Genomic DNA, 13,506 nt, shown 5'->3' on the forward strand with positions numbered 1-13,506 from the left:
CCGTCATGGCAAGATCCTGCACCGCGTAGCCGGCGTCGAGCAGATCGACGAAAAGCTGCTCGACCTGATAGGCCGCCGTTTGTACGAGCGTGACGAACTGGGCGCCGAACTGGTCCAGGCGATGCGCACCGACGGCACCGACCCGGCCGGTCGCGTCACCATGGCGCAGTTCAAGAAGGCACTGGACGAGGGGATCGACGCCGTCCCTGACGCGCCGGACGCACTCGTGCGGTTCTTCGCCGTGGTCGACGAGGTGCCGGACTGGGTCGACTTCGAGCTGGTCGAGCGGGGCGCCGGCGTGCTGTGGCGCATGGGGCGCGTGTCGACCGACGTCCTGCTGAATCTCTCCCTCATCGGCTCCTACCGGTACGGGGGGCCCGCCGACCTGCTGGCGCTCACGGGCGCACTGACGAGCTCGAAGGCCATGCGGCGACTCGGGGAGACCGAGACCTGGACGCACGCGGTCGCCGGAGCAGGCGGGATGCGACGCGACGGGCAGGGCTTCAAGCTCACCGTCCACGTGCGGCTGATACACGCACTCATGAACGACCGGTACGAGCACAACGGGCGCTGGGACACGAAGCGCTGGGGACTCCCCATCAACCAGACGGACCAGGCGAGCACTCTCGGCCTGTTCAACAGCATCCTCCTCATGGGGACGCGGTTCCTGGGCTGGCGGGTGAGCGCCGAGGACGCCGCCGCGTTCATGCACCTGTGGAAGTACGTCGGCTGGCTCCTCGGGATCAACGAGGACTGGCTCTTCGACACGGAACGCGAACAGAACGCCTTCAACTATCACGTGCTCATCACCCAGAGCGGCCAGACGGACGCCGGTGGCGACTTGACCCTGGCGATCCTCGAAGGGGAAAGCCGTGTTGACCGTGGTCGACTGCACCCCCTTCGTTCCTGGTACGCGCGTGCCCGCCTGCTCGGCATACTGCGGTTTTTCCTGGGGAAGGAGAGCATGCGGGAGCTCCGGATACCGGTGGGGCTGCCGTGGATGGTGCCTGCTGTCGTCACGAAGAACCTCGCCGCCTCCGCCGTCCTCGATCGGACCGCGGGCGGACGCCGTTACCTCGAAAGGGTCGGCGCGAGGTACCGTCAGAAGCGAATCAACCTGTTGTTCGAGGGCGCTCGCCAGCAGATCGGAGAGCTTCCGCTCTGACCTGGGCACGGCCTGGCAGGGTGTACTTGCCTGCGAATCTTCCGTCGGCCGCCATTCACCTCCTCTGACCGACTTAGCGTTCGTTAGACTGCTATGGCCAGTTGTCGGCTGCAGGGGCAAGGAGAAGGTAGATGGCGGGAAAAGTACCAGCGGCGCCCAAGGAACAGGCGACCTCGGATCCCGAGGTGCGGATCGACGACTGGCGCGAGTTCGCGCCCCTCGCCCTCCCTCCGATCCTGGTGGCTGCTCTGGACAACTTCCGCGAGCACGGCTACCACGGCACGTCGGTACGTGACGTCGCCCGTCAGGCCGAGGTCAGCCTGCCGATGATCTACTACCGCTACGGCAACAAACAGGGCCTGTTGGTGGCACTGCTCGAAAGCGCCATGGGCGAGGTACTGCGGCGGGCACGGCTCGCCGACACGGAGGCGGAGGGGCGGGTGCTGGACCGGTTCGCCCAGGTCGTCGAGTGCATCGTCCTCCACATGACACATCGGGCGGCGACGGCAGCGCTCGACGCCGAACTGCGTTATCTGGAGCCCGAGAACCGGAAGAAGTACGCGGCGCTGCGCAAGGAGTTGGAACAGCTCCTCCTGGAGACCGTCGAAGAGGGCGTCACACAGGGGCTGTTCGAGGTCGACCGGGCCCCCGACACCACACGGGCCCTGCTCGGCATGTGCCAGGCCGTCAGCGGTTGGTACCGCATGGACGGGTCACTGACACCCGAGGACATCGCCGACCGCTATGTGGCGATCGCCCTGCGCACCGTGGGAGCCCGAGTACGGCCCGTTCCGCGCGTTCGGGCGAAGTGATCGGTCCGCGGCGCACGCACGCCCCGGCGCCATGGCGACTGCGCGGCGCCTGCGGCCAGAGACAGCAAGGCCCACAATCGAACTGACTATCGAAAATTGCGTGACCATGGCGGCTCCGGGTCGGATCAGCACGGGTGTCCACCGGGCGCCGCGGCCCCGAGTCCACTCAGGCCACCAACTCGGGGCCGCCTTTCCCCACAGCTCTGGCGAGTCGCCGCAGCAGCAGGTGAAAGCCGCTCCCCCGATTCCGTCCGACTGCTTGACGGCTTCCCCACCCCTGACCTAGCTTGCATTAACGATCGTTAGATCAAATCGTTGAAGAGGCAAACGCAGGTCAGTTCGGGAAGCCCTGGCCGTGCCTGATCCACACAGCGGCACGGCCCTGATCGTCCCCGAACACCGTGAACACGCCTCCGCTGCCGCACGTCCGCTCCGTGCGGCAGCGGGCCGCAGACAGACGGCGACAGACCGGGAAATGCTGGATCCGCGCCCCGGCACGGTTTCGGCGACCAGTTCCCCACCAGCGGCCTCGGCCGGCCGAGGCCGCCTCACCCCCGTTGAGACCCGCTCCCTTCTCCTTCTTTCCCCGAGCCGATCACAGGGACTCCCATATGGACACCTACCGAGACATCTCCTCCCTCTACATCGACGGCGAGCAGCAGCAACCGCTCAGCACGGAGACGTACACCGTCGTCTCGCCCTCCACGGAGGAAGGGATCGGCCACATCCCCGTCGCGGGTGCGAAGGATGTCCACACCGCGGTGGCCGCCGCCCGCCGCGCTCTCGACACGCCCGGCGCGCCCTGGGCCGCCTCGACCCCTGCTGAGCGCGCCGACGCCATGGAGCGGTTCGCCGACGCCATCGAGGCCCGCGCCGACGAACTGGGCCGACTGGTCAGCCGCCAGAACGGCATGCCCATCGCCATGTCCCCACTGGTCAACGCCTACGGCCCGGCCGCGCTGCTGCGGTACTACGCAGGCCTCGCCCGGACGCTGGAGTGGGAGGAACGTCGCCCCGCCTTCACCGGTGCCACCACGGTCGTACGGCGAGAGCCGGTCGGTGTCGTCGCGGCGATCGTGCCGTGGAACTACCCGCAAATGCTCGCGATGACGAAGATCGGACCCGCGCTCGCCGCCGGATGCACGATCGTCCTCAAGCCCGCGCTGGAGACATCCCTGGACGCCTACGTCCTCGCCGAAGCGGCCACCGAGGCGGGTCTGCCGCCCGGCGTTCTCAACATCGTGCCCGGCGGCCTCGAAGCCGGCGAGGCCCTCGTCGCGCACCCCGGTGTCGACAAGGTCGCCTTCACCGGGTCCACGCCGGCCGGCCGCGCCATCGGCGAGGTGTGCGGACGCCTGCTGCGCCCCGTCACCCTCGAACTCGGCGGCAAGTCCGCGGCCATCATCCTGGACGACGCCGACCTGGACGCCACCATCGCGGGCCTCCCGGAGACCTCGCTCGCCAACAACGGACAGACCTGCTACCTGAGCACCCGCATCCTCGCTCCCGCCGGCCGGTACGACGAGGTCCTCGACGCGGTCTCCGCGCTCGCCTCCGGCCTTCCGGTCGGAGACCCGCTGGACCCCGCCACCGCGGTCGGCCCGCTCGTCACCGCCCGCCAGCGTGAGCGCGTCGAGGGCTACATCGCCTCCGCCCGGTCCGAAGGTGCCCGGCTCACGGCCGGCGGCGGCCGTCCCGCCCACACCGAGCGAGGCTGGTACGTGGAGCCGACCATCTTCGCGGACGTCCGGCCGGAGATGACCATCGCCCGCGAGGAGATCTTCGGCCCGGTTCTCACCGTCACCCCGTACAGCACCGATGACGAGGCGGTTGCCCTCGCCAACGACTCCGAGTTCGGTCTCGGCGGCAGCGTCTGGGCCTCCGACGAGGAGCGGGGCATGGCCATCGCGCGCCGGGTGCGCACCGGCACAATCGGCCTCAACGGCTACAACTTCGACTTCGCCGCCCCGTTCGGTGGCCGGGGCGCCAGCGGCCTGGGGCGCGAATACGGCCCCGAGGGGCTGAACGCGTACCTGCAGTGGAAGTCGGTCTACCTGCAGGCCTGATCACGCGAGTCCGATGCGCCTGCCCACGAGTTGGGCAGGCGCATTTTGCCGTTCGGCCACTGGCGCCGATTCCCCGCAGGCTGCGGCTACTCTTCCGTTCACTCAGGGCAGCCTTGGGTCCGCCTCCAGCAATCCTCGGAGTGCAGGTGACAGGTGTTCGCCAGGACACATCGGGACTCACGACAAAATGCTGCTCGCCGCATTGCCATGGCACACGGCCGGCACCTTTCGGACAACTGCCAGAAGGGCGCCGCGGCTCCAAGTACCGTCAGGCCCGCCAGAGTTCGCTTCCAGCGCGTACGACCGGCAGGTGCGGTACCACGGCGCGCCGGGAGGTGCGGGTGAGAGCGAGGACGAGTTCCGCGATGTCCTCGCTGGTCACCATCTCGCTCGGGGCGAGGCGGTCGTGCATCCAGGCACTCATGTCGGTGTCGACATAGCCCGGGCAGATCGCGGTCGCGGCCACCCCGTCCGCGGAGACCTCGGTGTTCACCGCCTCGCACAGCGCGACCAGTGCTGCCTTGCTCGCTCCGTACGCCGCCAGTCCCGGCTCCGGCGCGGACGCGGTGATGGACGAGATCGCCACGATCTTCGTGCCGCTTTCCGGGGAGAAGGCGACGGTCTCCCGCAGCAGGTCCAGGCAGCTGTCGATGAGGACGAACGGCGCACGGACGTTGACGGTGAACTGCTTGTCGAAGCGATACATCGGGTAGCCGCCCAGCGGTGCCGCCGAGCCGACGCCGGCACTGACCACCAGCGCGTCCAGCCTCCCGTACGCCGCGCGGTGGAGGTCTGCCACGCTCCGTACGCCGTCCTCGTCGGACATGTCGCCGGCGGCCACCTCGGTGCGCGCACCCAGGCGGGCGAACTCCTCGGCGGCGGCCCGCAGGGCGTCGCCGTCGCGGGCGGTGAGGGTGAGGTCGTATCCCTCCTGCGCGAGCCGCCGTGCGATGGCGCGGCCGATGCCGCGGGAGGCACCGGTGACCAGTGCCGCCCGCCGGGTGCCGGTCACAGGACCGCACCCCTGCGGCCGAGGGCCGCCAGTCCGGCCGTGACGAGTTCGGGCACGGAGTCGCCCGCGCCGGCGAAGCCGTCGCCGACCGTGACGCCCTTCAGATGGCGGGCGTGGACGCCCTCCGCGATCACGGCGATCTTGAAGTACGCGAGCGCCAGGTAGAACGGCAACAGCGTGATGTCCCGGCCGGTCAGCAGGGCGTACTGCTCGGCGAGTTCGAGTTGCCCCGGGAACCCCGGGGCCGTGGCTGCCGGGGTGTCGAGCAGGGCGTCGACCGCGGGGTCGCGGTAGGCGAGGAACGTGCCGAGATCGGCGAGCGGATTGCCGAGTGTGGACAACTCCCAGTCCACCACGGCGCGCACCCGGCTCAGGTCGGTGGGATCGAGGATGGTGTTGTCGACCCGGAAGTCGCCGTGCACGATCGAGGCGGCGCTCTCCGTCGGCAAGGTTTCCTCCAACGCCTTGTGCAGGCGCGGGAGTCCGGGCAGCGGACGGGTGGCGACGAGGTCCCACTGGGTGCGCCAGCGGTCGAGCTGGCGCCGCAGGTAGCCGTCGGGCCGCCCCCAACCGCTGAGCCCTGCCTCGGCGTACGGGACGGCGTGCAGTCGGGCCAGCTGTTCCACGAGACCGTCGGCGCACCGCTTGAGGTCGTACGGCGTGAGGCCGGCGGCGTCCGCACGGGAACGCAGGACCCGCCCTTCGACGTAGGCCACGACGGTGAACGGGACGCCGATCACGGACGGATCGGTGCAGTGGGCGGCCGCGGAGGGAACGGCCACCCCTCTGCCCCGGAGGGCGGACATCACCCGGAACTCACGGCCGACGTCGTGTGCCGAGGGGGTGAGACCGCCCAGCGGCGGACGGCGTACGACCCACCGTGAGTGGCCGTCGGAGACGAGGTAGGTGAGGTTGGAACGTCCGCCGTGCAGCACCCTCGCGGACAGCGGCCCCTGGCAGCCGGGGACGTTCGCGTCGAACCATCGGCTGACGGCACCGAGGTCGAGACCGGGTGGGTCGGTCGTGCCGGCGGTCTCCGCGGGCGAGGACGAGTGCGTCATGGCGTCACCGGTCCTGCTCCGGCCGGTCCGACGCGGCGCCGGGAAACGCGGTTCCGTGTCACCGGGCGGTCCCCTTCCTGGCAGCGGCCAGGTCGCGGCCGATGATCTCCTTCATGATCTCGGTGGTCCCGCCGTAGACGGTCTGGATGCGGGAGTCGAGGAAGGCGCGGGCGATCGGGTACTCCCTCATGTAGCCGTAGCCGCCGTGGAGTTGGAGGCAGCGGTCCACCGTCTTCGTCTGGAGTTCGGTGGCCCACCACTTCGCTTTGGCCGCGTCCACGGCGGTGAGCGTGCCGTCGTTCAGGGCCTCGATGGCCCGGTCGAGATAGACCCGGGTGATGTCGGCCTCGGTGGTCAGTTCGGCCAGCAGGAAGCGGCTGTGCTGGAAGTCGGCGACCGGGCGCCCGAAGGCGGTCCGCTCGGCGCAGTAGTCCAGGGTCTGGGCCAGCACGGTCTCGGTGACGCTCTGGGCCGACACCGCGATGGCCATCCGCTCGCGCGGTAGCCGCCCCATCAGGTGCATGAAGCCGCGCCCCTCGACACCCAGGAGGTTGGCCGCCGGGACCCGCACCGAGTCGAAGAACAACTCGGCGGTGTCCTGGGCGAGCAGGCCGATCTTGTCGAGCTTGCGGCCCCGGGTGAAGCCGGGCATCCCGCGCTCGACGACGAACAGGCTCATGCCGCGCGCTCCGGCGGCGGGGTCCGTGCGCGCCAGCACGATGACCACATCCGAGTGGATGCCGCTGGTGATGAACGTCTTGGCCCCGTCCAGCACCCACACGTCACCGTCCCGGACGGCCGTGGTGCGGATGCCCTGGAGGTCGCTGCCCGCGCCGGGCTCGGTCATGGCGATGGCCGTGATGGTCTCCCCCGCGCAGATGCCCGGCACCCAGCGCCGCTTCTGTTCCTCGGTGCCGAGGTCCAGAAGGTACGGCAGCACGATGTCGTCCTGGACGCTGAACCCCGAGCCCAGGGAGGCCGCGCCGACCTTCGCGAACTCCTCCATCATCACGGTCCGGTAGCGGAAGTCGTCCTGTCCCGCGCCGCCGTACTCCTCGGGAGCGGCGAGACCCAGCAGGCCCTGCTTCCCGGCGGCGGTCCACACTCCCCGGTCGATGAGGTGCTCGGCGTCCCAGCTCTCCTGGTGCGGGACGACCTCGCGGGCGACGAACTCCCGCACGATCTCCCGGAAGTCCTCGTGATCCTGTTCGTAGAGCGTTCGTTCCATGGCTGTTCTCTCCTCAGATGTTCGCGCGGTGCAGCGCGTCGGCGACGGTGGCCAGACAGGCCGCCTTCTCCTCGTAGCCGTCGCCGTGCGGGATGACGGACAGGGTGGTGACTCCGCTCGCGGCGAAGGCACGGAGCCGGTCGGCGATCCGGTCCACCGGCCCGAGCAGACTCGTCTCGTCGATCAGCCCGAACGGCACCTCGGCGGCGGCGGCTTCGGACTCGCCCGCGAGGTAGAGGTCCTGCACCGTCCGCGCTTCCTTCTCGTAACCGAGGGCGCGGGCCTGGGCGTTGTAGAAGTTCTTCTCGCGGCTTCCCATGCCGCCGACGTAGAGCGCCGTGTAGGAGCGGACCCGGTCGGCGCAGATGTCGAGGTCGTCCCCCACCGAGACCGGGACGCTCGCCACGATGTCGAAGCCCGCCAGACCTCGGTCTCCTCGCCCCTCGCGCAGTTGCGCGAGATTCGCGTCCGCGTGGGACGGTGCGTGGAACAGGGCGAGCCAGCCGTCCGCGATCTCACCGGCGAGACGGATGTTCTGCGGACCGACGGCCGCCAGGTAGACGGGGATCTCCTCCCGTACCGGATGGATGATCAGGCGGAGTGGTTTGCCGGGTCGGCCGCCCGGCCCCGGGAGGGGCAGCGGGTAGTGGTCGCCGTCGTGACGGACGAGATCGCGTCGTACGACACTGCGCACCACGCCGATGTACTCACGGGTGCGGGCCAGTGGTCTGCCGAACTCGACCCCGTGCCAGCCGGCCGACACCTGCGGCCCGGAGACTCCGAGGCCGAGGTGGAAGCGGCCGTCCGACAGGGCGTCCAGTGTCGCCGCCGTCATACCGGTCATCGCCGGGGTGCGGGCCGGGATCTGCATGACCGCGGAGCCCAGTCCGATGCGGGAGGTCCGGCCGGCCAGCCAGGACAGCACGCTGACCGCGTCCGATCCGTAGGCCTCGGCGGCCCAGACGACGTCGTAGCCGAGGCGTTCCGCCTCCAGCGCGAGCGCCAGGGGTTCCGCGCCTCCGGCGCGTCCCCAGTGCCCCATGCTCAGGCCCAGTCTCATCGGTTCTCTCCTGTGTGCGGATGCTGGACTACCACCGCGGCATCCAGCAGGCGGGCGGCTTCGGAAGCGTCGACTCCCCAGTCGGCGAGGGCGCCGCGCGAGTCCTGGCCCACGACCGGCGAGGGTCCCTGGATCCGGCCCGGGGTGCGGTCGAAGCGGGGCGCCGGCGCCGGCTGACGTGCACCGCCGGCCTCGGTGAAGACGGTGCGCGCAGCGTTGTGCGGGTGCAGGTGCGCCTCCCAGGGACTCAGCACCGGGGCCACGCAGGCGTCGGTCGGTTCGAAGAGCGCGGTCCACTCGTCACGGGTGCGTTCCTTGAACGCGGCGGCCAGTCGCTGCCGCAGCTCAGGCCAGCGTTCACGGTCGTACTGGCCGGGCAGCTCGGAGTCACCGGCCAGGCCGAGGCCGTCGAGGAGCTGGGCGTAGAACCGCTCCTCCAGCGGACCGACCGCCACGTAGCCGCCGTCGGCCGTCTCGTACGTGGTGTAGAAGGGCGCTCCGCCGTCGAGCAGGTTCTCGCCCCGGTCCCCTGCCCACTGCCCGGCCGTGCGCAGGCCGTGCAGGGCGGTGGTGAGGAGCGCGGCTCCGTCGACCATGGCGGCGTCGACGACCTGGCCCAGGCCCGAGCGCTCGCGTTCGTACAGCGCGGCCAGGATCCCGAAGGCCAGCAGCAACCCGCCCCCGCCGAAGTCCCCGACCAGGTTCACCGGCGGAACCGGCGGCCGGTCCGGCGGTCCGATCAGGCCGAGAGCGCCGGAGACGGCCAGGTAGGTGATGTCGTGCCCGGCGCGCGGAGCGAGCGGGCCGCTCTGCCCCCAGCCCGTCATCCGTCCGTACACCAGCCGGGGGTTGACGGCCCGGCAGTCCTCCGGACCGATGCCCAGGCGCTCGGCGACCCCGGGCCGGAATCCCTCGACCAGGACGTCGGCCTGAGCGGCCAGGCGCCTGACGAGGGCAGCGCCTTCGGGATGCTTCAGGTCGACAGCCAGCGAGCGCCGGCCCCGGGCCAGCGGATCGACGGACCCGAGGGTGCCGGGATCGACGTCCGAGGCGCGGTCGACGCGCAGTACCTCCGCGCCCAGGTCGGCCAGCACGGTGCAGGCGAAGGGCCCCGGGGCCATGCTGGCTATCTCCAGGACGCGCAGGCCCGCCAGCGGGCCGCGGCCCGCGATGCCGAGGCTCACGGTCTCGGCGCTCCCGCCGCTGGGGGCCGTGGTGTCGTCGCCGTTCATGTGTCCTTGCCGCCGATCTCGATGCTCATCTCGCCCTCCCGGTACAGCCGCCGCACAGCACGCTTGTCGTACTTGCCGACACTGGTCTTCGGGATGGCGTCCAGGAACGTCCAACGCTCGGGAATCCACCACTTCGCGACCCGGCCTTCGAGGAATCGCCGCAGGTCGGCCGCGGATACGGTGGCGCCTTCGGCGAGCGCGACACAGGCCAGGGGGCGCTCGTCCCACTTGGGATCGGGTACGCCGACCACGGTGGCCTCGACGACGTCTGGGTGCTCGGCGATGGCGTTCTCCAGTTCCACCGTGGAGATCCACTCGCCGCCGCTCTTGATGCCGTCCTTGAGCCGGTCGCGTACGACGATCCAGCCGCCGGGCCCGACCGTGCCCAGGTCACCGGTGCGCAGCCAGCCGTCGTCGAACTTCTCGGCCGTGGTCTCGGTGTGCAGATACGCGCCGGTCACCCACGGTCCGCGCAGCTGGAGTTCGCCGGCCGACGTTCCGTCCCAGGGCTGCTCGGTGCCGTCCATGCCCATGACGCGGACCTCGACCAACGGCATCACCCGGCCGCTCTTCACAAGCCAGTCGACAACCTCGTCCTCCGAGGTGTCGCGCGGCGGCGCCGACCAGCTGGCCAGCGGACTCGTCTCGGTCATTCCCCAGCCCTGGACGAGACTGACGCCGTAGTGCTCCTTGAGGCCGGTGACGAGGGCACGCGAGGGGCTGGAGCCGCCGCAGCCGGCGAGCCGGACGGAGGACAGGTCGAGGTCGTGCTCCCGCCCCTCGTGCAGCAGGCCGTTCCAGAGGGTGGGGACGGCGGCGACCGCCGTGGGCCGTTCCTCGTTGATGACGCAGGCGAGGGCCGGGATGTGCAGGTGACGCCCGTTCATGATGAGGTCGGCGCCGGCCAGCCAGCCGGCGTACGGCCAGCCCCAGGCGTTCGCGTGGAACATCGGCACGATCGGCAGCAGCCGGTCCCGGTCGGTCATGGCCGCGCCGTTGCCGCTGGAGATGCCCAGGGTGTGGAGCCAGACGGAGCGGTGGCTGTACGCCACACCCTTCGGGTCTCCGGTGGTACCGGTGGTGTAACAGAGGGCGGCGGCGGAACGTTCGTCGACCTCCGGCCAGACGAAGCCGGGCTCCTCGGCGGCGAGCAGCGTCTCCCAGTCGTGGACCTGGATGTGGCCGGGCAGGTCCAGGGGCGCGCCGCCGCCGATGACGATGACGTGGCGGACGGTGGAGAGGTGGTCACGCACGTGGCCGAGCAGACCCAGCAGCGTGGAGTCGACGACGATCACCCGGTCGTCGGCGTGCTTGATGATGTAGCCGAGCTGGTCGGGGTGGAGGCGCAGGTTGAGGGTGTGCAGGACGGCGCCCATGGACGGCACCGCCAGATACGCGGCCATGTGTTCGAGGGTGTTCCAGCTCAGGGTGGCGACGCGGTCGCCACGCCCCACGCCCAGGCGGGTCAGCGCGGCCGCGAGCCGCTCCGCGTGCTCGGCGGTCTCGGCGAAGGTCCAGGACCCGCCGCCGTCCTGGGAACAGCGCACCACACGGCTGCGCGTGTGCACCCGCTGTCCGTACCGCAGCAGATCGCCGATCTGGAGGTCCCGGTCCATCATCGTGCTCTTCATCGCTTCGGCTCCTTCATCCCCTCGGCTCCTTCAAGCTTCGGTTCCTTCGTGGTGGCGGCTCTGAGTGCTCGGCGGGCGATCGACCAGCGGTGGGTCTCGGACGGGCCGTCGTAGATGCGGAAGGGCCGCACCTCGCGCAGATACGCCGACAGGGGCAGGTCCCCGGAGATACCGAGGGCACCGCACACCTGTACCGCCCGGTCGACGATCCGGCCGACCGCCTCAGCGGTGAACGTCTTCGCGACAGAGGACTCGTGCTTGCCCGAGCGGCCCTGGTCGAGGACCCAGGCAGCCTCCCGGATCAGCGCACGGGACGCGGCGAGATCGATCTCGTTGTCCGCCAACTGCTGCTGCACCATGCCGAGTTCACCGAGCCGGCTACCGAAGGCGGTACGCTCGGCCGCGTAGCCGAGGGCCAGGTCGTGGGCGTGGCGGGCCAGCCCGAGCCAGCGCATGCAGTGGGTCAGCCGGGCCGGGGCCAGCCGCACCTGCGCGTAGGCGAAACCCTTGCCCACCTCACCGAGAACCGCGTCGTCACCGACCTCACAGCCGTCCAGCTCGATCTCGCAGTGCCCGCCGGTGAAACCCTGGTCAAGACTCGGAATGTGCCGGACGACACGGAAGCCCGGGGTGTCCGCCGGCACCAGGAACATGGTCGCCGCCGGATCGGTGCCCGTGCCGGTCCGTGCCATGACGATGGCGAAGGCGGCTCCCTCAGCACCGGTGATGAACCACTTGCGCCCCTCCAGCATCCACCCGCCCGCGGTCCGGCGGGCCGTGGTCGCCAACTGAGACGGGTCCGAGCCGGCACCCGGCGCGGGCTCGGTCATGGCGAAACACGACCGCACCTCCCCGGCAGCCAGCGGCACCAGAAAACGGTCCCGCTGAGCGGCATCGGCGACCCGCTCCAGCAACAGCATGTTGCCCTCGTCCGGTGCCGCACAGTGCAGCGCGAGCGGGCCCAGCAGGCTGTATCCGGCCTCCTCCAGGATGACGGACTGCCCACACATGCCCAGCCCGAGACCTCCGAGATCCTTCGCAACGGTCGGGGCGAAGACCCCGGCATCCCGAGCCGCCCGCTGCAGCCTCCGACGCAGCGAGTCGTCCGGCCCACCAGGGCCTCGGAGCATCTCCGCCTCGGCGGGCAGCACGGTGGTTCGTACGAACTCGGCCGTACGCTCGCCGAGCTCGGCCAGTTCGGGCTCAAGGGTGAAATCGATCGCCATGCGGTCCTCACGACTCCGGGAGGGCTGTTACTTAACGTTCGTTCGAACGCTAGGCATCATCAGCGACGCGGGTCAAGCTCTCCGAGGCGATTCGGAGGTCAATCTGCCCAGGATGCCGCAGAAACTCCTTGACGTTCCGGAAGCGACAGCCTTACCGTTCCTAACGATCGTTAAATCAAGCCAATGGGGCAGGCCTCAGGAGCCAGCCACCATGCCCGCGGCCTCAACGGAGGGACCCACGGCTGCGGTAACGACGGAGCGGCACGGTGGCGTCGCCCGGATCACACTCAACCGTCCCCGTTCCCGCAACGCCGTGAACGCGAAGGTCTCCGCCGCTCTCGGCTCCGCACTGGAGCGCCTCTCACCAGATCCGGAGTTGCGGGTCGCCGTGCTGACCGGTGCCGGGCGCGCCTTCTGCGCGGGCATGGACCTCAAGGAGGCGTCGGCCGGCCGCGACGCCACGGATCCACTGCACCGCAAGATCGTCCTCCGGTGAGGGCGATCTCGCGGGCGATGTTGCGCGGTAGCCGGTACTGGAGCCGGAGCACCCCTCCCGCGGCCGGGAACAGGCCGTGGTGCACCTCGGGCATGCCGAAGGTGGCGTTCTCGTCGGCGACCACCAGATCGCAGGCGACCGAAGCCGGCGGCTTCACCGACGAAATCATCCCCGTCGCCGGCCACACCATCGACGCCTACGAGGTGAACGAGGCATTCGCCCCGGTGCCCCTGCTGTGGCAACGCGAATTCGACGCCGACCCCACACGCCTAAACCCACGCGGCGGCGCCATCGCACTCGGCCACCCACTCGGCGCCTCCGGCACCCGCATCCTCGCCACCCTCCTCAACCACCTCGAAGCCACCGGCGGCCGCTACGGCCTGCAGACCATGTGCGAAGGCGGCGGCATGGCCAACACCACCATCATCGAACGCCTGTGACCAACCCCGCACAACCACAGCAACACAAGGAGAACACCACCATGAACATCGCAGGCAGCGTCGCCCTCATCACCGGC

Annotated in this window: 12 protein-coding genes and 1 pseudogene; 5 read left to right on the forward strand and 8 right to left on the reverse strand. The window is 70.2% G+C overall.

The window, feature by feature from the left end; translation table 11 throughout:
* Positions 1-79: 79 nt before the first annotated feature.
* From ABZ887_RS33390 to ABZ887_RS33400, 3 genes are all read left to right on the forward strand, one after another.
* On the forward strand, positions 80-1,165 hold the full coding sequence (locus ABZ887_RS33390) for an oxygenase MpaB family protein (RefSeq protein ID WP_361297617.1): 1,086 nt from the start codon (positions 80-82) through the stop codon (positions 1,163-1,165).
* Between the two features lie 131 nt (positions 1,166-1,296).
* Positions 1,297-1,977, forward strand: coding sequence for a TetR family transcriptional regulator (locus ABZ887_RS33395; RefSeq protein ID WP_361297620.1), 681 nt, complete (start codon positions 1,297-1,299; stop codon positions 1,975-1,977).
* A 611-nt stretch (positions 1,978-2,588) separates the two neighbouring features.
* The gene (locus ABZ887_RS33400; protein ID WP_361297623.1) at positions 2,589-4,043 is read left to right on the forward strand and encodes an aldehyde dehydrogenase; all 1,455 of its coding nucleotides are present in this window, start codon (positions 2,589-2,591) and stop codon (positions 4,041-4,043) included.
* 268 nt (positions 4,044-4,311) lie between these two features.
* Here the strand turns inward: ABZ887_RS33400 and ABZ887_RS33405 are convergent, their stop codons facing one another.
* The 7 genes from ABZ887_RS33405 to ABZ887_RS33435 are packed head-to-tail and all read right to left on the reverse strand — an operon-like array spanning position 4,312 to position 12,493.
* Complete coding sequence (locus ABZ887_RS33405) at positions 4,312-5,055, reverse strand: SDR family oxidoreductase (protein ID WP_361297626.1); 744 nt, start codon at positions 5,053-5,055, stop codon at positions 4,312-4,314.
* On the reverse strand, positions 5,052-6,116 hold the full coding sequence (locus ABZ887_RS33410; RefSeq protein WP_361297629.1) for a phosphotransferase family protein: 1,065 nt from the start codon (positions 6,114-6,116) through the stop codon (positions 5,052-5,054). Before ABZ887_RS33410 ends, ABZ887_RS33405 begins: the two co-directional genes overlap by 4 nt.
* A 58-nt stretch (positions 6,117-6,174) precedes the next feature.
* Entirely contained in the window at positions 6,175-7,344 is a 1,170-nt protein-coding gene (locus tag ABZ887_RS33415) for an acyl-CoA dehydrogenase family protein (RefSeq protein WP_361297632.1), read from the reverse strand.
* A 13-nt stretch (positions 7,345-7,357) separates the two neighbouring features.
* On the reverse strand, positions 7,358-8,404 hold the full coding sequence (locus ABZ887_RS33420; protein ID WP_361297635.1) for an LLM class F420-dependent oxidoreductase: 1,047 nt from the start codon (positions 8,402-8,404) through the stop codon (positions 7,358-7,360).
* A complete protein-coding gene (locus ABZ887_RS33425) occupies positions 8,401-9,636 on the reverse strand; it encodes a CaiB/BaiF CoA-transferase family protein (RefSeq protein WP_361297638.1) in 1,236 nt (411 codons plus the stop codon). The genes ABZ887_RS33420 and ABZ887_RS33425 overlap by 4 nt, the downstream gene beginning before the upstream one ends.
* Positions 9,633-11,267, reverse strand: a complete 1,635-nt coding sequence (locus tag ABZ887_RS33430) for a long-chain fatty acid--CoA ligase (RefSeq protein ID WP_361297641.1) — start codon at positions 11,265-11,267, stop codon at positions 9,633-9,635. The genes ABZ887_RS33425 and ABZ887_RS33430 overlap by 4 nt, the downstream gene beginning before the upstream one ends.
* Positions 11,264-12,493, reverse strand: coding sequence for an acyl-CoA dehydrogenase (locus ABZ887_RS33435; protein WP_361297644.1), 1,230 nt, complete (start codon positions 12,491-12,493; stop codon positions 11,264-11,266). The genes ABZ887_RS33430 and ABZ887_RS33435 overlap by 4 nt, the downstream gene beginning before the upstream one ends.
* Positions 12,494-12,704: 211 nt before the next feature.
* Here ABZ887_RS33435 and ABZ887_RS33440 point away from each other — a divergent pair, with 211 nt between their 5' ends.
* The gene (locus ABZ887_RS33440; RefSeq protein ID WP_361297647.1) at positions 12,705-12,989 is read left to right on the forward strand and encodes an enoyl-CoA hydratase-related protein; all 285 of its coding nucleotides are present in this window, start codon (positions 12,705-12,707) and stop codon (positions 12,987-12,989) included.
* On the opposite strand, the gene ABZ887_RS33445 is transcribed toward ABZ887_RS33440, so the two are convergent.
* Positions 12,925-13,179 carry an enoyl-CoA hydratase-related protein gene (locus ABZ887_RS33445; protein ID WP_361297650.1) on the reverse strand — a complete coding sequence of 85 codons (255 nt, stop codon included), beginning with the start codon at positions 13,177-13,179 and terminating at the stop codon, positions 12,925-12,927. The two genes, ABZ887_RS33440 and ABZ887_RS33445, sit on opposite strands and share 65 nt — an antisense overlap.
* Here ABZ887_RS33445 and ABZ887_RS33450 point away from each other — a divergent pair.
* A pseudogene (locus ABZ887_RS33450) lies at positions 13,178-13,429 on the forward strand (steroid 3-ketoacyl-CoA thiolase); the annotation flags it as partial. The gene ABZ887_RS33445 and the pseudogene ABZ887_RS33450 sit on opposite strands and share 2 nt — an antisense overlap.
* Between the last annotated feature and the right edge of the window lie 77 nt (positions 13,430-13,506).

Origin of the sequence: Streptomyces sp. NPDC047061 (assembly GCF_040643955.1) — a bacterium.
In the GTDB taxonomy this organism is placed as follows: domain Bacteria; phylum Actinomycetota; class Actinomycetes; order Streptomycetales; family Streptomycetaceae; genus Streptomyces.